Genomic DNA, 17,954 nt, shown 5'->3' with positions numbered 1-17,954 from the left:
ATAGGACCTAACAATATAGATTACTTACCGCTTAGGTACTCTAAGATGCAGAGAGTGCAGAATGGTACTATTATTATTAACGTCTATAACGTTAATGGTGAGCCTGCGTCGACTGCGCCTGGCGTCGTTTATGGTTTGCTTGTGAATGCTACGAACATGCATGTGGTGGCCATGGCCTACATGAACAATAATTCGCAATTAATCTTTAGCAACGTGCCAGCCGGCACGTATACGCTATACATATATCATTATCCAACCTTGGCCTCAACGAGACCGAGTACTGGGGTAACTTAACCATCACTGTTACGACCGGTAAAACCAGCACCTACATCTTCACCAGGGACATGCCGTGGATAGAGAATGTCCAAGCCACCTACATTGGTAATGATGAGTATAGAGTAACGGTCACGGTAATTAACCCACAGGACACACCGATTAACGGTAGGGTATTCCTATACATCTCGCCAGACCAGAGCTTCTCGGATGCCACCAAGTTCATTAACTACGTGACCTATGAGCCTGGGACCAATGAGTTCTCATTCACATACACACCGAGCCAGTCAGGCACTTACTACGCCTACGTAATGATAGATGCCTATGTGAATCAATACTTGGGAGAGCCAGTACCCACGGACCAATACAACTGGGCACAAGTAATTCAGGTAGCGCCACCATCACCAACAATCACGCCCTTCATACTCGTTGGTGACGCCAACATACAGAATAACCAACTCATACTAACTAATGACCAGCCAGGCACGTTTGGTGCCGTGTTCTGGCAAAGCTACTTCGATAACAGTAAAATACTGAATATCGAAATTACTGGTAATGTTAGCTTTCCAAGTACTGAAGCCACCCCAGGCGATGGCTTCGTATTCTACCTATTCCTCAACCCAAGTAACTGGGGTATTGAGTCTCAGTATAATTATAACGTGCCCTCATACTCAATATCAGGCATAAGCTGTGATGGGTGAGGTACTCTTCCCACAGAGCTCAACACCATACATAGTGGTTCAGTGGGATCCAGTTTGGCAAAACACCTATAGGCAGGTGGGCGTTGTCGGGCAGTGGAACGTGTGGATAATTGGGCCGAATGGGCAGGTGATAAAGGCATGGAACGGAATAGGGGTAGGGTCGATAAACCTAACAACATTAATGGCACCCAAGCAATTGAATATCATAATTAGTTATAATTCAAGTAATAATATATTAACAGGTATAGTATATGCAGGATATCTAACTAAACATAGCACAGGTACAGGGTTATCATTCTTCATTCTTAACTTAAGTAATTACTTCATACTGCCAAAATCAAGTAGCTACATTTTTGGCATCGGCTCGGCTACAGGCCTTCATTATGGGGAATGGTATCTTATATCGGAGAGCTATTACAATGTTGCTGATAATTATGTTTCTTATGTTCAAGGTTCTTCTAATGCAGTATTATCTACCCTTAAAGGATGGATAGATGCTATCTTAATGGGTGTGGGATTACCTAGTACAACTACAGCAACTCCACTTATTGGCTATAAAAATTTACTTGATGTTGATTTTAGCCATATAATTTATTATATAGTTAGAATATTTATTAATAATTATAATTATGATAAGGTTATCTATGTACCAATACCGAACCAGCTCACGATAAACTTAACAGATCTGTTATGGCCTCAGGAGGCATATACGGGTGGAAACGGTTTCAATTTCATTGACCCAATATATATTGTTTTCATTCCACAGGGTAATGATTATAGTGTTGTGAGTGGTTGGAACCCGTTCCTCGACATGTACTCCTACGCCAATTATAACACTAATTATTCGCCTGGTGGTAATTGCTATGGCTTCTCAAGCACGGCAATACTTTATTTTGATCGTTACGTGCTTGGCGAGGACACAATCAATGGACTAGTAGTGCCCTATTACCCGTTGCAGAATTATGGGCCAACGAGTACGCCAACAGCCACGGCACAACTATACCTAGGCCAGGTAAATTCGCATAACGACTTAATCGTGTCGTCACTGCAATACCCGCTAACACCAGCAGCCCTAGAAATAGCAATACACCAAATATTTGATCCATACAACCATGGTTATTATTATTATTCTGGTAGTAGCAGTATTCCCAACCAGGTAGAGGTAAATGGCGTCTGGATTACATTAAATGATTTTAATGATTTAGTTACGTACTTAAATCCAAAACAAGGGGCTCCAACTCCTGTAATTTTAGCCATGCAAAGCTGGAGCTATTCGCAGAATAAATGGAATGTTATCGCTCACGCTGTTGTTGCTTGGGGTTATGCGAAGCTTGTCAATGGCTCCTACGCAATATTGGTTAGCGACCCTGATTATCCAGGTACTATTAGGGTTGCGATTTATAACCCATCAACTGGTACATTCAGCTACACATCTAGCGGTTATACGTTCACAACATTCTACGTGGTTCAGCCCACTCCAGCTGAATGGAATTGGTTTATTAGCTCTCCTGATATACTTACTATTAGCACATTTTCTAATCAACTCATTGAATCAATAATAAATGATTTATATGGATATACCGTAATTGCTGCTCCTTCCTCATCAATAGTTTCTTCTACATTGACAAATCTCGGTGTTGTCAGCGTGGTTGATGGTGGTATATCGATATATGCTGTTCCAAACTCATTGTTATATCAATTCATAGGTAACTTGGTTGAAAATCTATTGGTTTTAGATCCTCCGGTTAACGAGAGTGTTGGTGCTTTTATCATGAGTGTTTCAAGAACATCAGCCATTGGTTTCCTAGTTAATGTCACTTCGAGCAAGCCAGTCACCGTTACTATCGGCCTAGCACCAAATGGACTTGTGATAAAGTCCAACTCCTCGGCAAGCCTAAACGTAACCGGCTTCTACATGAGCAGTACTAAGGTTGTTGTTAATTCCACAACAGCTAAGTTAGAGCCTAGTAAGGCTTCCTTTATTAATTCTACGGAGTTAATTGGTGTAAATTGGGCGAGTGTGGTTTCTATTGGCGGGGTTTCTAATACGTCAAGTGTTGTTTCGCCCAGCCCCGTTCCTTCCTCCACTGGTGTTTCTTCGAGTTCGGGTTATATCTTTAATAATGTTGTTTTGCCTATTGTTGCTATTGCCCTAGCCGTTGTTGCGGCTTTGTTTATTATTTACATTGGTTTGTTACGTAGGAGAGGGCTTTCATAGGTATTGCTTAAATAATTCTCTTCATTTATTATTTTTGAATGCTTAAGCCTGGTATTAAGTTTAGGGATTATGTTGTGGTTAGGGAGCTTGGTGGGGGTGGCATGAGCTATGTCTGGCTGGCTAAGAGACTTGACTCCGGTGAGCACTTCGTGGTTAAGGAGCCCATCATCAGGGAGGATGATTTACAAAGCACTCGACTTAACATTGAGAAGATTAGGCATGAGGCGAGGGTTCTCAAGATACTTAGGCATAGGAATATCGTGAGCCTCATCGAGGCCTTTGAGGTCCTACGCACGGTTTCTAATGTCGACTTGTACCCCGTGATACTCGTCCTTGAGTATATCGATGGACCTAGCCTGGACTCCTTCGTGCGTAGTAATAAGCCTTCTATAGGCATGGCCATTGAGGTAATGAAGCAGCTCTGCGATGCTGTCTCCTTCATGCATAAGAACAATGTTATTCACAGGGATATAAAGCCCAAGAACATACTAATTGAGAGGGGTGGTAATGTTGTTAAGCTCATTGACTTTGGAACGAGTAGGTATTACTATGATCAGCCCATGTCTAATGAGGCTGTAATATCACCGGGTGGTTATACGGCTCCTGAACAAAGGCGGTTTCTCTCGTCACCGCAGAGTGATATTTGGTCTCTTGGTGCCGTGCTTTACTTCCTAGTGACTGGGCGTGACCCTGAGTATGACATGCCCGGCTACCCCGACAACATAATTGCGCCCCCCGATCCAAGGAAGTATAACGAGAATGTTGATGAGAGGATCGTTAAGGTTATTCGGAAGGCCATGGACCCGTCATGAGCAATAGGTACTTAACCGCAGGTGACCTGCTCCGTGACCTACTCGGTGGTGAGGTTAAGGCCGCCGAGACACCAATCTCTCTCGTGATTAAGGGTGCCAAGTATGACGTGAATAGTGACGTCATAATACTCGGTAGGAACGACATTTCTGGCGTAACGGAGTTTTATTACAGGGGTAGTGAGGCTGTGATTGAGATTTACGATGAGAACAAGTTCATCAGTAAGAGACACTGTATGATATTTAGGAAAGGCGATAAGTGGTTTCTCAAGGACCTGGGTAGTCTGAATAGGACGGCGGTTTACAGGGACGGCCGCTGGATCGAGGTTTACAGAGGCTATAAGCAGGAGTCCCCAGAGTTCGAGCTTAGGATGGCGACGTAATCGCTCTAGCCTATGATGTTAACAAAGGCCCGTACTTACAAATACTCTTTAAGGTGAACCCAGGTGCTGGGTGATTACGTGATTAGACTCAGCATTTTAGTCCTAATACTATTATTGATGGGTATTCACGTTGTTATGGCTGAATCGAGTGCGGGCAACGTTACTGTTAATATCTTTAACGTTAACGGCAAGCCAGCCTCAAGCATGCACGGTGTGGTGTACGGCATACTCGTGAATGCATACAACGAGAAGGGCATGGGCCCTGTCTTCATGAACAATAATTCACAACTAATATTCAAAGGTATCCAGCCCGGAACCTACATATTGTATGTGTATTATTACCCCAATAGCACGGCCTTTAACTACACGGAGTACTGGGGAAACCTCACAATAAACGTGTTCCCAGGCAAGGCAATCACGTACAACTTCACCAGGAATATGCCGTGGATTAAGAACGTCTATGTAAATTCCACTCAATTGGGCAATGGGTCGCGCGCGATAATTACGGTAAGTGTCGTTGTTTATAATCCGCAGAGCGTAAGCTTCAATGGCGTAGTCACGGTCTACATATCAAGCCAGGAGAGCCCATTAAACGCCCAGGTACGAAATCAGTCAGTAACCTTAAACCCAGGAGTGAATAACGTCAACTTCACCTACACACTAAGCCAACCAGGCACTTACTACGCCTATGTGGTGCTTAAGGTATATGTTACCCAACCACTAGGTCAACCAAGAACCACAGACCAATACGACTGGACGCCAATAATTACTGTTTACCTTGTGAGCTTTACTGAGAGTGGTTTGCCCTCAGGTACACTTTGGTGGGTTAGTATTAATGGTACTCGTGAGTCATCAAATACTAATACAATAACCCTTCTACTTCCCAATGGAACATATCAATACGAGATCCTCCCAGTTAATGGTTACGTTGCGAATATAACTAATAGAAGTCTGTCGCTGAATGGTTTAACGGTGAATGAACCGATGATTATAGGAGTCGGCTTTAAGTCTAAGCGTATGCCCATTATTAGCGACGTAATTATTATCGTAGTATCCCTTATTATCCTGGTTACTGTGGCGCTTGTAGTTTTGCGTTTTAGGTCACGTAATGCATTTGATGATGTGGCGACGGCCTAGCCTAGGTTCGCCATATTGTTAATGCTGTTGTGTCATCCTTAGAGCCAAGCTTCTCTGCCGCGCTCACGAGAGCCATGATATGTGCCTCGGGTACCTATACTCATGGACTATGCGTCCTATCGTGTCATCAGTCACCACGTCGGTTACTCCATCCGTGGTTAGGACCAGGTATGTGTTTCGTCCTATCATTGTTTCGTATGTATCAATATTCTTAATTACGTAGCCTAGTGCCTGGGTTATTACGTGACCACCGAGGGAATGGTCGGTCGTTAACCTACTCACGGTATTACTGGTTATCTTATAGGCCCTTGAATCACCGATGTGTGCTATGGTGGCTGTTGCGGCATTGTCTCTCTGTATTATTATGCCGCCTGTGAAGGTGGTTCCAACATTAACGTTGTTTTTCTCAGCATAGTCCTGAAGCTCCATATGTATTCTCATTAGTAGTTCCTTCAGGTTGGCTTTGAGATCTGTATTTACGGTATTTATTAATGATAGGGCGCCTGAGATGAAGCTCCTTACTGAGAATGAGCTTGCGTAGTCACCGCCATGGAGGCTACTTACGCCGTCAGCTATAGCGAATATATGAAATAAAGTTATCGTATCTCCACAGTACTTAATTGATAGTATGCCTGCTGAGTCTTCATTCCTCTCCTTATTGGCGCCCTTTATTGAGTATGGGGATGCGATAATGACTTTACCTGAAGTGACCTCAGCATCTACTACATGTAAGTACTTCCTTAATTGCTTTGATGATACTATCTCAACATTATTATGCCAAATATAATGATGCGAATTAATCAATAATTCATTACCTATGGGCATGTTTAACAATAACCTCCTCAATACTGCCAATGCGGTATTGGTATCCTCGTGTGGTACGAGGACGCCATACGATAGTGTTGGATAGCCATTTAAGTAGGCCTTGTATGTAAATGCCAGTGATTCTGCGTAATTCGTGCATGTGGTCACCAGAACCTGTACCTCTCCTTAGGCGTTAATTTATTGAACATAATCCCCACTCCAATTTATTTAACTCTAATTTTAAGTATTATGATTAATTTATTATAATGCCATTATCATTAATTACCTCGTTAATCTCTTTCCTTTTTCTTACTTATTAATGAATTTATTGGTGTAAACCCTAAGTTTAAGGGAATAAAACAGTATCAATCATTGTTGGTTTGTTGTTTCTGTGTTTTCTGCGTCTTCCTTTTCCTCGTTTGTCCTTACGACCGTGGATTCACCCGACCTAACCACCGTGCCCTCCTGCCTCACCCTAGTCCCCTCCTCAATAGGCCTCACAGGCAACTCCTCAGACGACTGAGCATAAACCCTAGTACCATCCTCGGCTGTGTACTGGAACGCTGAAACGGCAGGTGAGGTAGTGGCTGGACGCAACCTGGATTTCTTGTTTTCCTCCTTGGCATGTTGATATTAAAGTTATTATTTCTGTGGATATTTTTGATCTTAATTCAGCGTCTTTAATGGCTCTATTTCTAATGTCACTTGATCCCCACGGCCACAGTCCTCCATAATACGGCGGTTCGTACTTCTTAATTTCATCCAGTATTTTTGTTCCTACGTTCTTACAGCGTGTCAGCGCTTTCATTGAGTATTCTAATAATGCGTCTTTATTCCCGTTCATCATGAAGTTATTTATGGCGTTAATTAATTCATAATCACTAACCGTAATTCTTTCCATAACCCTAATTGCGTATTCATGATATACATCCCTCACCTTACTCTCGCCAAGTCTTAAGTATGCTGTTAAGAGCCTATAGCTTATTAGGGCTATGGTTATTACTAATGCTATTACTGATAATGCCGTTATATAGCCACTATAGGGTGTTAATGTACCAAGTACTATCACCATACTTATCATTGCTATTACGTACATAAGCATACCAGACATGTATGCCATGTCCATGGACACGGGCCTTAATGGGGCTATGAATCCGAGAAAAATTATTGCCGTGATTACTATGGCCGTCACGGCAGTGTAGAGGAATGCGTTATATATGGCTAATGCTAATATGGGTAGAGCCGCTGGAATTATTGACTGGGTATATAGTGAATATGTGAATGCATATATTGGTAAGAAAAGCATTGCCATGCCAAATAGCAGTACCGTAGTACCAATGCCCCTTATTAAATCTCCAACTACATAATTAAACCTAGACCCGAATGCCCTAATCAATAACCCAAGGATTGCTAAATATGTTGACATTAAAATCGCCGATACACTAATGAACCTATTAAACGGTGATAATGTAGATGCAAACGCGGCAAGAACTAGGTATATTAACACGGCCGGTGATATTAACTGCACCGTAACTACGCCCAAGGTCTTAATGGTGTTAATGTTCGTAGACATTAATAAATTACCTACGAGATCAATTATTAAGTAAATTATTATTGGCATGAGTATGCCACTCGCAACGAATATAAGTGTTGATGAAATAAAGTAGGGGAGATATATGATATAGGGTACAATGTAGATCGCTAAGGCTATAACTGCAAGAATAATAATATTTCTTATAGAATTTATAATAATATTCTTAACTTTCATAGTAAATACCACCTTGTATTTATTTCTAATTCCATATAATGAAGATTAATTGAATGCGAATATCCTGCACACATTGATCTTTAAATGATAAGGGGTATTAAAAAGTCTTTACTTGCATTGTGTTAATTTACAGCCGTAATCATTATTGTTTATGCTTCAAATACCTCATCAGCGTCCCAATACCTAGGGGTCTGACTTTAAGATGTGATTGATAGGTTACTTTTGTGCATTGTGTAGAGGCTTTGGTGGGATGTTAGTGAGTGGGTAGGTCATTCATGAGATATGCTATGTATATTAGATTATTATGCCTTAGTAAATATAAGATATTAAATAGGGCTTTGAGTATTTAATACTATATAATAATTTCTTATGTGAGTGCTGACCATGGTCAGTATCGATCTACTGGCTTTGGCGTTGATGTATCAACGGTCTTGCGTTAATTTTTGATGTTATAGTTTATTATGATAGCGATGGGAAAATAATATTTACGGATGATGGGTAGGTTGGCGGATTTATTGCGAATTGGTGTGGGGGTCTCGTTTAGTATTGTGCACTTAGAAACCTTTATTAATTAGGTCGTTGATTCACATTCGGCGAATTTAGTGGCTCAGGTTGGGAACGAGGAACAAATAATTAAGGAGATAATGAATGCGTTATCAGGTTCTGCACGTTATATGTCTGATGAGATTAGGAGTACGTTTTCTAAGTACGTTGATATTTACAGGGGCATTTCAGGCTTTGAGACCCAGCAGGTTAGTCTTGGTACTGTTGAAAATAGCAAGAGGGTCTTCCTAATTCAATCATCAATTACTGAGCCGAATTATGATCCCAATAATTACCTGGTGAATGCCTTCAAGGGATTCTTCAACATCGATGAGAATTTCTTCCCAACGTACCTAATGGGTGGTATTGAGTGCTATATGCAGTCAGCCCCAAGTGAGTCCACGGGTGTTAAGGTTAGTGGTCCCATGGTGTCCATCTACAATGGTGTTGAGAGTGTTGAGGATAAGGACCTGGGCAGGTGGTTTGTGCGAAGAAGGTCAGTATTAAGTTCTCGGACAACGTAACTAGTGATGTAAGCGCTAGCCCTGGTGACTTGTTTAAGGCTGCCTTTGATGTGATTAATAGCGTTAGGGGTAGGTTTGTTAATCTTCGTGATGACTTCATTAATACGTATGGTTTTGAGCCTGGGGACATAACGTTGACGGGTAATGAGGTTATGCTCAGCACATTGTTTGACTTAAGTATGTCGAGTACAATGAAGGATTACATACAGAGAGTCTTCTCGAGCATTGTTCCAGGGCAGGTACCGGAGTTAATGGGCTTGGGCTTACTCTGCGGTGCGCAGCCTGACCTGGTCTTCTCATACGATGACATGGAGAGGATACTCGTGCTTGGGCATCCACATAAGGTTAGTTCTGGTGACTGCCTTAAGTACTCAATAATTAAGTATGCATGATTTTACTGCAATTAATTTCACCCAGTTAAAACTTCACCTCCCTTCTCCTTTATCGCTGATGTTAAGAAATTAAGGACCTTATTAATCTCATTCTCAGTACTCCTAACGTCCTCGGAACTAACATACACATGAATCTCAACCAATGGTGACTTAATTTCATGGCCCTTGGGGTGGCTCTTGATGTAGATTCTATTACTCATCTTCATACCCCTCTCTATTATTGGTGCCAGGTCAGCCTCGGGAACTCCCTTAACCGTTATTGACCTCTCAACAAAGTGTAGTTTAGGCCCTATCTCACGTAGTTTAGGTTCCACGTAGTTCTCGAAGATCGCCATCATCTCCGCTGGCACGCCGGGTAGCGCAATAATGATTGTGTTTCCTTCCTCAACCCAAATACCTGGTGCAGTACCAACGGGGTTAGGTAACGGCTTTGCCCCCTCGGGCATTTTTGCTGCTTAAGCCTAGGCTCAGTTAGCTCTAGGCCCCTTGACTTAAACGTCTCAACCACGAGTCTCAACGCGTCGTCATTAATCACGTACTTCCTATTCAATGCCTTGGCCAGGTACTCACTTGTCTTATCATCGAAGGTCGGTCCTAAGCCGCCTGTTGAGATAACAACCCTAATGCCCCTTCTAATGGCGTCCCTAAATACCTCGACCTCGTCCTCCTCGTTGTCAGGTACGGTTATTATCCTCCTAACGTCATAACCGAGTAGTGTTAGCTTCCTTGCGAGCCAGGTAGCGTTCGTGTTCACGGTCTTCCCAATGAGTAGTTCATTGCCTATTGATATGATCCATGCTGTGTAACTCATCATAATTGGTGCCTAAAGGGCTTGTTTAAATTATCTTTGTACTTGGTTAACAAGGACATGTTAATAAATGGGTTAGCAATTTATGTACTTGATTTGGTATGAGGAGATTCGCAATAGTGATCCTGGACTTAGATAACGTACATCCTGAGGAGGATGATAAGGTTCGCCTAATTAGGATGATTGAGGAATCCCTGCAGTGGTGGCATGGTTACCTGGGGCAGAGCGATAAGTTGGGGCTTGATAAGTGGAAGGTCTACTACGTTGAGTGGGGTGATGAGCTTATGGTTGCCAGGGTGCTTAACGCCCTTGGTAAGTTCAGGGAGTACATAAAGGGCGAGTTATGACGTTGAGTTAAAATCACTCAATCCTAGTCTCCTCATAACCACAATTAGGGCAGTGAAGCACGTACTTAATGCCGTACCTACCATCAACCTGTATCAACGCCTTATCGGCAATAACCATCCTATGCAGGCAGCGTGGACACGTGTAATTACCCCTATAACCATGCCTACTCAATATTCTCCTCACGGCATAAAGGCTAATGCCTAACTTAGTCGATATAGCCTCTGGCTCAAACCCTCACTATACAGTCTCAAGACCTCCCTAACCACGTCACTTGGCATTAAGTCAACCTTAGAAACAATCTTACCCTCAGCCTAAGTCTCTCCATGGCTGCCTTAGTCCTCTGCCTAATGAACTCCCTCTCCATGGAAGCCACGAAGGCCAATACGGTCCTTAAGAACTGCCTATAGGCACCATCTAGGTTTTGGAGCACAGCCTCCTTCTCACTGGTGCTAACTATGAGCAGGCCAAGCCTATTCTCAACAATGTCCAAAAGCCTAAAGAGCTCCTGAAAATTCCTAACGAGCCTCGATGTTTCATAGACCAGGAGAACCATCGGCCTCGGACTAAATGCGTTACTCTCAATATCCTCAACCAACTCCTTAAAGGCTGGCCTATCCATTATTGGCGATGCGCCGCTGATAGCTCATCAATGTAAAACTTCAGTATCTGGAAACCCCTGGACTCACTCCACCGCCTCAGGTAATCAACTTGGTTAGCTGGATCCTGCATCTCGGTGGATACCCTGACATAGGCTATGGCTGGGATCACAACAACGGTGTTATTGCGAACACTTATTAAATGATGCGTCTGAATATTACTGGTTTCATTGCGTATTCTTAATTTATAAATAATATAAATAATAATGCTTAAAAACCATAACCTATTTAGGCATTATATGGTTAGGGCGTTGATAACGGATCCAGTAGATGAGTACATAGTCAATGAATTAGGTAGGCATGGTGTTATAGTTGATTATAAACCAGGAATTAGTAAGGACGATTTATTAAGAATTGTTGGTGATTACGAAATACTAGTAGTTAGGAGTAGAACAAAGGTCACTAGGGAGGTCATCGATGCCGCGGGTAAGTTAAAGGTCATCGCTAGGGCTGGCGTTGGCCTTGACAATATTGACGTGAATTACGCCAGGTCAAGGGGCATCGAGGTAATTAACGCGCCGGAGGGTTCAACGCAGTCAGTTGCTGAGTTAGCTATTGGTCTAATGATCACTGCAGCGAGGCTCGTGGCTCTTCAGGATAGGCTTGTTAAGGGTGGTGATTGGCCTAAGGGTAAGTTCATGGGTACTGAGTTGTTTGGTAAGGTTCTTGGTATTATTGGGTTTGGTAGGATTGGGCAGAGGGTTGCTGAGTTGGCCAGGGCTATTGGCATGAAGGTTCAGGCATATGATATAGTCGACATGAGGGATAGGGCCGTTAAACTCGGCGTTGACTTCGTGGATTTCGAGACACTGATTAGGAGTAGTGATTTCATAACAATACACGTATCCCTAACGCCAAATGCAAAACGCATGATTGGCGAGAGGGAGTTGCAAATGATGAAGGATGGCGTGATAATAATTAATACATCCAGGGGTGAGGTAATAGACACGAGGGCGTTGCTCAAGGCGCTCAATGACGGCAAGGTGGCTGCCGCGGCACTTGATGTGCTTGAGAATGAACCGCCAAGGGAACCCTGGGAAATAGAGCTTGTTAAGCACCCAAGGGTTATAATAACGCCACACATTGGCGCAGAGACTAGGGAGGCTCAAAGAAGGATTGCAGAGATACTCGTTAATAAGGTAGTGAATTACATAATGAGTAATAACATTAAGTAGTAGTGAAGTGAGGATTGTGTTTGACAGGGGGACCTGACGACACGCATCATCGTGGGCTTTTAAGCCCTCTCAGCGGTCGCACTTAATGAATTATAGGAGGTTTATTTCCGTTTCTCCGTATTACTGTAAAAGTTTTATACCATGCTAGCATATTACGTATTAATGGTTGACGTAAATAGTATCGTGAATAAGGTACTGAGTATTGCGAGGGAATTAGGCGTTGCAGCATCGGTTGAGGAGTATGGGCGTGAGAAAGTTGTAATACTGGAGTTAGGTGAGGACTTTGGTGTTTATGTTTCCGTGGTATGTAATAACGAGTGCGATATTGAGTATGCCGTTGGTGATGAGAATTTCACATTTAAGCCAGGTAATGTTGAACAATTGAGAAGGGCTGTTGAGGTTATCGAGAAGTTGAATAGGGAACTCATTGGCAAACAACCATCATAACTTTAGGTATGCCCAACCCTCCGCCTGTTTTCTAACAATCTCCGCAACGCCAGCATTAACTATTTTCACACCATCTATTAATTGGTCCTCGGATATATTTCTACTCCTCATAGAATTTCTACAGGCAATCACGATAACCCCACGCTTCATTAAATCCCTTATCCTATCCTCAACATTGCTGCCCCTAACCACAGCGCTTATTGCCGATTGATGAAAAACAACCTCAACTACCGCATCAGGTATTTCATTTATTAGGTTATTGCATGAAGTCAGTGCCTGATCAATATTGTTAATATCCGAAACCTGCACCACAACCCTAGGCATCAGAAACCCGTTGAGAAACCAACTTAAAGAGCTTCCTCGATTGACCGCAATTGATGAGTGGGGCCAACATAACGTTACCTGGCTTTAACGTAATCACCGATGTGAGGGGTTCATTAAGTGGCGTTAAGATGAGCCTTGCCGGTAATCAATGGTTTGTAGTTGACGAATTAATGATGTTTTTGAAGTCGAGAGGGTTTACCGTGTATGTCGAAACCATACCGCCAGCTCTCGTGCTAAGGAGGGCGTTGGGTGAGCCGTTGATTATTGGCGATTTAACAATCGACGTTAGGCCTGACATCGTGTCGTTGCCGCCTAACATGCTTAATGAATTGAATGTAAGAGATCACTTTGAGTATGTCGAGAACGACCTAGCGATAGTCTTCGTCAGTGAACCCATAAATGATTGGTGCGATTTAAGGAGTAAGAGGGTTGCAATCCCTAACCCTGTCACGGAGGGTATTGGTACATTATTTAGGGAGATATACACTGAGTACTGTGGTGATTACTCGGAGTTTGTTGGCAGGGGCTCGGTGTACCTAACGAGGATACACCATAGGGAAATACCTGAATTGCTCCGTAATGGATTAATCGATGCGGGTGTGGTTTGGAGAACTGAGGCGATTTACTGGGGCTTTAGGTACACGGTGCCCAGTAAGAATAGGGTTGGTAGGCTTTCCTTCGCATTAATGCCGTGGGCAAGTAATGAGGCCGTTAATGTCTTTGAGCTATTACGTAGCGATTACGTTAAAAGATTATACGAGAAGTACGGGTTTAGGTGGATTGCGAAGCCATAAATTAGCCCATAAAATCCCTACTGGTTTTAATCGTTACTTCCCTACCAAGTATTTCGTGGATTTCTCTCCTCTTATCATTAATTCTCCTAATTAGTACTTCATCATCCGTCACCAATACTAAGCTCTTCTCTGATGCGGCGACGACGTAGGATGCATCATAATACGTCAAATTAGCCTCACAGCTAATTTCAGTATCGCCTCTGCATTACTTGGTTTAATAACATTCATTCGATTAAGAATCTCTAATATATCCCTATACGTAATTATTGCCTCATTCTCTGTTAAAATCCTAAATAGCGTTACATCTTTCCAAAGGGCATTACCGATTTCATACATCGTTAGATCAAGTACGTAATTTCCACGTAGAATACTTAATGCACCACGCTTCATGTGTTTAATTATATTCATGATTGATGAAGCATCAAATAGGTAACTCATCTCTCATCACGACTCATCCTAACAGCCCTAACTATTTCTTCATCCGGCACCTTACTAAGTATTTGACCGACCTCATCAAGTAACTTAACCAACTCCTCCTCCTCAGCCTTCCTAACCTCCTCCTCAAGCGCCCTCCTTATTACATCACTAATTGATATGTTATACCTCCTCAATTTCTCCCATAACTCCCTCCTTATTTTTGCAGAGACGGTTACGTAACCCATATCTCCGTACTACCTTAGTCATGCATTATTATAAATCTTACTTACAATAAAGGTAATACAAGGACACGCAGTTTTCTAGCACTGCCTACTTTATTGAAGACCAACGAGCGTATTATTATACCTAAGTAGCATTTCCTTCATCTTAAGCGCATCCTTCTCTAGGAGTGGTGATTCGTTTATTATCGTTATCTCAATATCCTCATTAGCCAACTCCTTAGCCAGTGGCTCGAATGGTGGATTATTCGTGTCTATGGGCTCGTGCTCATCAACCCACTCACCCTTCTTATACTTAACACATGTAAAGTGGGTGTGCATTGGCTGGTCACCAAAGTACTCATGCCACGTGTTTAAAACAGCCCTATAGTCTATTGAGCCTCCATTCCTGGCAAACACGTGACCCCAATCAATGACCGCAACAATCTGTGGATGGTTTATTTCCTTAACGAGCCTAAAGGTCTCCTCTAAATTACCAAACTGGCTCTTCCTAGCCATGACCTCGAGACCCAACTTCACGTTCTTAATGCCATTCTCCCTCATCCAATCAACAACCCTAAGAACGCTATCCCTAACGGCATTGTAGCATCCCTCCGGTCCAAGCTTACCGTAATAGGCAGGGTGAAATACAACAACCGTAGCGCCCATCGCCTCACCCTATCCAGGGACTCCTCAAGCCTCGCTATGCTCGCCTCAACCTTCTCCTTCTCCTCACTGCACAGGTTTATGAAGTACGGCGCATGAACCGACAGTCTAACACCAAGCTCCCTGGCAACCTCACCAGCCTCCTGCGCAGCTTCCCTACTCATCTTAACACCCTGTACAAACTCAACCTCCATGGCATTCAGACCAACCTCCCTAACATACCTAATACCATCTATTGTACCGGCACTCCTCTTCCTCTCCTTGGCACCTATTGGAATCCCAGCAGGTCCCAGGAATACCCTAGCCATTGAGACAAGGACCTGAAAACTAACTAAAGAGCTTTGCCTCAGTGACCAATAAATAAATCATGAATAATACATCACCCCAAGCACCTCCTCGCCCTAGCCACTAACTCTCCCGAGATGCCCAGGTCATCCTTAAGGACAATGCCAATGGCCAGGTCTAGTGCGAGGGGGTAGCACCGGTCAACGATCCTCATTATTTCATTGATGTTGAACGCGAGAGCCTCAACATTAGGTGGGATATCAAGGTCAAGGAGCCTCCTATGAGGTGGCTCATTAAAGCTGCCTATGATAACAATATCGACATCGCTATCCTCAGCAAAATCGCCCCTGGCGTAGGAACCTACTAAGAATACCGTACCACGAACTCTATCAGCGACCTGCCTAGCTAGTTCCAAAGCCCTACTCCTCAACTCCTCACGCCACTTAATAATCCTCTCCATAAATCCTCAATAAACGTTATAATTCTCTCGGCAGCCTTAATAGCCATTTCTGCATCGCTACGCGTAAAGTACTCGTAGGGCACACCCTCGCTCCAGGCATCAACGTACCTAGTCGGTACATAGAACTTATCAAGAAATTTACCTAAATCCATAATATCAATGGGGACCTGAACCATCCTACTCAATTCGCTGAGCAGATGAGTAATAGAGTGACCCCTCGTGGGCCTACCAACTCCATAGAGAATAGCCTTCACGGCAAATTCCGATGCCTGATGCGCCTTGAAACACGACCAATTATAATCTCCCCTCTCCTCATCACCCCTCGCTGACTCAAGCGTTCTCTTAGCCATTAAAATCCACCTACTGAACTCCTCAACATCAACACCAGTACTCATTATTTCTGAAGGACTTGACTAAGGTTAAAAGTGTATAAAGGTCCGAACCATGAGTATTACTGAGATGCCCATTTACTCATGGCCATTGAGAATATATAAACCATCAAGCGAATTGCTCAGACTACCCAACGTTAGGGAAAGCCCATTTAGTGTAAAACTCGAGAATAACAAGGTCAAGTGCACCCTATGCCATAGGCACTGCACATTGTCAAATGGGCAGGTTGGGCTCTGCGGCATGAGATTCAACATAAACGGTAGACTCTACACGGCTGCATACGGATTATTAACAGCGGCTGAATCAAGACCAATGGAGATAAAGCCCCTATTCAATTACTACCCACGCACATCAGCGCTGACAATTAGTACGTTTAGTTGCAACTTCCCCTGCGCATGGTGCCAAAATTGGCACCTGAGCAAGTTCGCTAGTTTGGACGGCGTTTACGTACCGCCTGAGAGGCTCATTGAATGGGCAATTGAAAATGGGGATTCAGGCATTAACGTAAGCTTTAACGAGCCAACAATGCTGACTGAGTATGCGATCGACGTCTTTAGGCTTGCAAGGGCAAGGGGCTTGCATGCCTCGATTAATACGAATGGCTACCTAACCCCTGAGGCCCTGAAGCCTTATTTGATGCCGGCATGGATGGCATGAACTCGGATGTTAAGGGTGGTCGTGAAACATATAGGCAGTGGTTGGCTGCTGATTTTGATAAGTTAATGAGTACTCTTGAGTACGCCGTTAAGTTGGGCGTTCACCTGGAGGTTACGTACTTAGTAATACCTGGGGTCAATGATGATGAGGCTGATGAGGTAATTAACGCGGTGGCTAGGTTGGGCAGGGATGTACCACTCCACATAACGGCTTACTACACTGCCCATAAATTGCATAACCCGCCAACGCCTGTTGAGTTAATTGAGAGTATTTGGAGGAGGGCTAGGAAGGAGCTTGACTATGTCTATGTTGGTAATGTACCTGGTCACCCAGGTCAGCACACGTATTGTCCAAGGTGTGGTGCGGTGTTGATTAAGAGGTTTGAGGATAGGGTTGTTGATGTTAAGTTAGCCAATTATAAATGCCCTAGATGCGGTTATGAGATAAGGATTAGGGGCTTCATTGGTAGGTATGGTAACCTATACAGGAGGTTCGTATAGTCAATGCTAGGTATTTTTCCTTGGATCATCCCCAAGGCTTCGCCCTGGCTTAACCAGAGTGATCTACCTTGGGGACTCATTACCACTTCATTGCTAATCCTTTCTAGGCTTGGTACATGTATAATGCCTGGCTTAATAAGGGAGGCCATTATTAATGGGCTATCAATACCCGCGTCTTACCTAGGTATTACTTAACATACTCATAGACTAGGTTACCCTTATCGTTAAGTCTCTTCCTAATCCTACCCTTACTACTT

At 43.3% G+C, this 17,954-nt stretch carries 25 protein-coding genes and 3 pseudogenes; 13 read left to right on the top strand and 15 right to left on the bottom strand.

Features of this window, described 5'->3' with window-relative positions:
• Nucleotides 1–45 precede the first annotated feature (45 nt).
• The 6 genes from JCM16159_RS13080 (at nt 46) to JCM16159_RS00215 (ending at nt 5,521) form a co-directional block, all read left to right on the top strand.
• Nucleotides 46–294 (top strand): hypothetical protein, encoded by a 249-nt coding sequence (locus JCM16159_RS13080; protein ID WP_243665409.1) that lies wholly within the window; start codon nt 46–48, stop codon nt 292–294.
• Between the two features lie 50 nt (nt 295–344).
• Nucleotides 345–974: a hypothetical protein gene (locus JCM16159_RS00235; RefSeq protein ID WP_054856554.1), complete on the top strand. Its 630-nt coding sequence runs from the start codon at nt 345–347 to the stop codon at nt 972–974.
• Nucleotides 967–3,192, top strand: coding sequence for a hypothetical protein (locus JCM16159_RS00230; protein ID WP_243665408.1), 2,226 nt, complete (start codon nt 967–969; stop codon nt 3,190–3,192). Before JCM16159_RS00235 ends, JCM16159_RS00230 begins: the two co-directional genes overlap by 8 nt.
• A 38-nt stretch (nt 3,193–3,230) precedes the next feature.
• Nucleotides 3,231–4,004, top strand: coding sequence for a serine/threonine-protein kinase (locus JCM16159_RS00225; protein WP_054856552.1), 774 nt, complete (start codon nt 3,231–3,233; stop codon nt 4,002–4,004).
• Nucleotides 4,001–4,384: an FHA domain-containing protein gene (locus tag JCM16159_RS00220; RefSeq protein WP_054856551.1), complete on the top strand. Its 384-nt coding sequence runs from the start codon at nt 4,001–4,003 to the stop codon at nt 4,382–4,384. Before JCM16159_RS00225 ends, JCM16159_RS00220 begins: the two co-directional genes overlap by 4 nt.
• Nucleotides 4,385–4,462: 78 nt before the next feature.
• Nucleotides 4,463–5,521 (top strand): hypothetical protein, encoded by a 1,059-nt coding sequence (locus JCM16159_RS00215; RefSeq protein ID WP_243665407.1) that lies wholly within the window; start codon nt 4,463–4,465, stop codon nt 5,519–5,521.
• 63 nt (nt 5,522–5,584) lie between these two features.
• Here the strand turns inward: JCM16159_RS00215 and JCM16159_RS00210 are convergent, their stop codons facing one another.
• The 3 genes from JCM16159_RS00210 to JCM16159_RS00205 form a co-directional block, all read right to left on the bottom strand.
• A complete protein-coding gene (locus tag JCM16159_RS00210) occupies nt 5,585–6,493 on the bottom strand; it encodes a PP2C family serine/threonine-protein phosphatase (RefSeq protein ID WP_054856549.1) in 909 nt (302 codons plus the stop codon).
• Nucleotides 6,494–6,694: 201 nt separating this feature from the next.
• Nucleotides 6,695–6,832, bottom strand: coding sequence for a hypothetical protein (locus JCM16159_RS13075; RefSeq protein WP_243665406.1), 138 nt, complete (start codon nt 6,830–6,832; stop codon nt 6,695–6,697).
• Nucleotides 6,833–6,857: 25 nt separating this feature from the next.
• Nucleotides 6,858–7,898, bottom strand: coding sequence for a hypothetical protein (locus tag JCM16159_RS00205; protein ID WP_243665405.1), 1,041 nt, complete (start codon nt 7,896–7,898; stop codon nt 6,858–6,860).
• Nucleotides 7,899–8,695: 797 nt separating this feature from the next.
• On the opposite strand from JCM16159_RS00205, the gene JCM16159_RS13070 reads away from it, so the two are divergent.
• Together JCM16159_RS13070 and JCM16159_RS13065 are read left to right on the top strand one after the other, a co-directional pair.
• Nucleotides 8,696–9,160, top strand: coding sequence for a hypothetical protein (locus tag JCM16159_RS13070; protein ID WP_243665404.1), 465 nt, complete (start codon nt 8,696–8,698; stop codon nt 9,158–9,160).
• Entirely contained in the window at nt 9,115–9,552 is a 438-nt protein-coding gene (locus JCM16159_RS13065) for a hypothetical protein (RefSeq protein WP_243665403.1), read from the top strand. Before JCM16159_RS13070 ends, JCM16159_RS13065 begins: the two co-directional genes overlap by 46 nt.
• Before the next feature lie 17 nt (nt 9,553–9,569).
• On the opposite strand, the gene JCM16159_RS13060 is transcribed toward JCM16159_RS13065, so the two are convergent.
• Nucleotides 9,570–9,902 carry a hypothetical protein gene (locus JCM16159_RS13060; RefSeq protein ID WP_243665402.1) on the bottom strand — a complete coding sequence of 111 codons (333 nt, stop codon included), beginning with the start codon at nt 9,900–9,902 and terminating at the stop codon, nt 9,570–9,572.
• Nucleotides 9,903–9,908: 6 nt separating this feature from the next.
• Nucleotides 9,909–10,363, bottom strand: a pseudogene (locus JCM16159_RS13055) (molybdopterin-binding protein); the annotation flags it as partial.
• A gap of 98 nt (nt 10,364–10,461) precedes the next feature.
• Here JCM16159_RS13055 and JCM16159_RS00190 point away from each other — a divergent pair.
• Nucleotides 10,462–10,707: a hypothetical protein gene (locus JCM16159_RS00190; RefSeq protein ID WP_054856547.1), complete on the top strand. Its 246-nt coding sequence runs from the start codon at nt 10,462–10,464 to the stop codon at nt 10,705–10,707.
• A gap of 13 nt (nt 10,708–10,720) precedes the next feature.
• On the opposite strand, the gene JCM16159_RS13050 is transcribed toward JCM16159_RS00190, so the two are convergent.
• The 3 genes from JCM16159_RS13050 to JCM16159_RS18085 form a co-directional block, all read right to left on the bottom strand.
• Nucleotides 10,721–10,891, bottom strand: a complete 171-nt coding sequence (locus tag JCM16159_RS13050; RefSeq protein ID WP_243665400.1) for a hypothetical protein — start codon at nt 10,889–10,891, stop codon at nt 10,721–10,723.
• A 94-nt stretch (nt 10,892–10,985) separates the two neighbouring features.
• Nucleotides 10,986–11,327, bottom strand: a complete 342-nt coding sequence (locus JCM16159_RS13045) for a recombinase family protein (RefSeq protein WP_367834170.1) — start codon at nt 11,325–11,327, stop codon at nt 10,986–10,988.
• The gene (locus JCM16159_RS18085) at nt 11,327–11,476 is read right to left on the bottom strand and encodes a recombinase family protein (RefSeq protein WP_367834169.1); all 150 of its coding nucleotides are present in this window, start codon (nt 11,474–11,476) and stop codon (nt 11,327–11,329) included. Before JCM16159_RS18085 ends, JCM16159_RS13045 begins: the two co-directional genes overlap by 1 nt.
• Before the next feature lie 127 nt (nt 11,477–11,603).
• Between JCM16159_RS18085 and JCM16159_RS00180 the strand changes: the two genes are divergently transcribed.
• Entirely contained in the window at nt 11,604–12,539 is a 936-nt protein-coding gene (locus JCM16159_RS00180) for a D-2-hydroxyacid dehydrogenase (RefSeq protein ID WP_054856706.1), read from the top strand.
• Nucleotides 12,540–12,701: 162 nt separating this feature from the next.
• Entirely contained in the window at nt 12,702–12,986 is a 285-nt protein-coding gene (locus JCM16159_RS00175; RefSeq protein WP_054856705.1) for a hypothetical protein, read from the top strand.
• On the opposite strand, the gene JCM16159_RS00170 is transcribed toward JCM16159_RS00175, so the two are convergent.
• Nucleotides 12,981–13,310, bottom strand: coding sequence for a DsrE family protein (locus tag JCM16159_RS00170; RefSeq protein ID WP_054856546.1), 330 nt, complete (start codon nt 13,308–13,310; stop codon nt 12,981–12,983). The two genes, JCM16159_RS00175 and JCM16159_RS00170, sit on opposite strands and share 6 nt — an antisense overlap.
• Nucleotides 13,311–13,363: 53 nt before the next feature.
• Between JCM16159_RS00170 and JCM16159_RS00165 the strand changes: the two genes are divergently transcribed.
• On the top strand, nt 13,364–14,104 hold the full coding sequence (locus tag JCM16159_RS00165; protein ID WP_054856545.1) for a substrate-binding domain-containing protein: 741 nt from the start codon (nt 13,364–13,366) through the stop codon (nt 14,102–14,104).
• 1 nt (nt 14,105) lies between these two features.
• Here JCM16159_RS00165 and JCM16159_RS13040 read toward each other — a convergent pair whose 3' ends face one another.
• From JCM16159_RS13040 to JCM16159_RS00140, 6 genes and pseudogenes are all read right to left on the bottom strand, one after another.
• The gene (locus JCM16159_RS13040) at nt 14,106–14,273 is read right to left on the bottom strand and encodes a hypothetical protein (RefSeq protein WP_243665399.1); all 168 of its coding nucleotides are present in this window, start codon (nt 14,271–14,273) and stop codon (nt 14,106–14,108) included.
• A complete protein-coding gene (locus tag JCM16159_RS00160; RefSeq protein WP_054856544.1) occupies nt 14,270–14,542 on the bottom strand; it encodes a hypothetical protein in 273 nt (90 codons plus the stop codon). The genes JCM16159_RS13040 and JCM16159_RS00160 overlap by 4 nt, the downstream gene beginning before the upstream one ends.
• Nucleotides 14,539–14,766: a type II toxin-antitoxin system CcdA family antitoxin gene (locus tag JCM16159_RS00155; protein WP_054856543.1), complete on the bottom strand. Its 228-nt coding sequence runs from the start codon at nt 14,764–14,766 to the stop codon at nt 14,539–14,541. Before JCM16159_RS00155 ends, JCM16159_RS00160 begins: the two co-directional genes overlap by 4 nt.
• A gap of 90 nt (nt 14,767–14,856) precedes the next feature.
• Nucleotides 14,857–15,713 (bottom strand): annotated as a pseudogene (locus JCM16159_RS00150) (TIM barrel protein).
• Between the two features lie 71 nt (nt 15,714–15,784).
• Nucleotides 15,785–16,150 (bottom strand): nucleotidyltransferase domain-containing protein, encoded by a 366-nt coding sequence (locus JCM16159_RS00145; RefSeq protein ID WP_054856542.1) that lies wholly within the window; start codon nt 16,148–16,150, stop codon nt 15,785–15,787.
• Nucleotides 16,117–16,545 carry a HEPN domain-containing protein gene (locus JCM16159_RS00140; protein ID WP_054856541.1) on the bottom strand — a complete coding sequence of 143 codons (429 nt, stop codon included), beginning with the start codon at nt 16,543–16,545 and terminating at the stop codon, nt 16,117–16,119. The genes JCM16159_RS00145 and JCM16159_RS00140 overlap by 34 nt, the downstream gene beginning before the upstream one ends.
• Nucleotides 16,546–16,594: 49 nt before the next feature.
• Here JCM16159_RS00140 and amrS point away from each other — a divergent pair.
• Nucleotides 16,595–17,697, top strand: a pseudogene (gene amrS / locus JCM16159_RS00135) (AmmeMemoRadiSam system radical SAM enzyme).
• Nucleotides 17,698–17,954: the final 257 nt, after the last annotated feature.

Source organism: Vulcanisaeta sp. JCM 16159 (assembly GCF_001316265.1).
In the GTDB taxonomy this organism is placed as follows: domain Archaea; phylum Thermoproteota; class Thermoprotei; order Thermoproteales; family Thermocladiaceae; genus Vulcanisaeta.
Note: the sequence above shows the minus strand (reverse complement) of the source record. Positions and strands in the feature narration are given on the sequence as shown.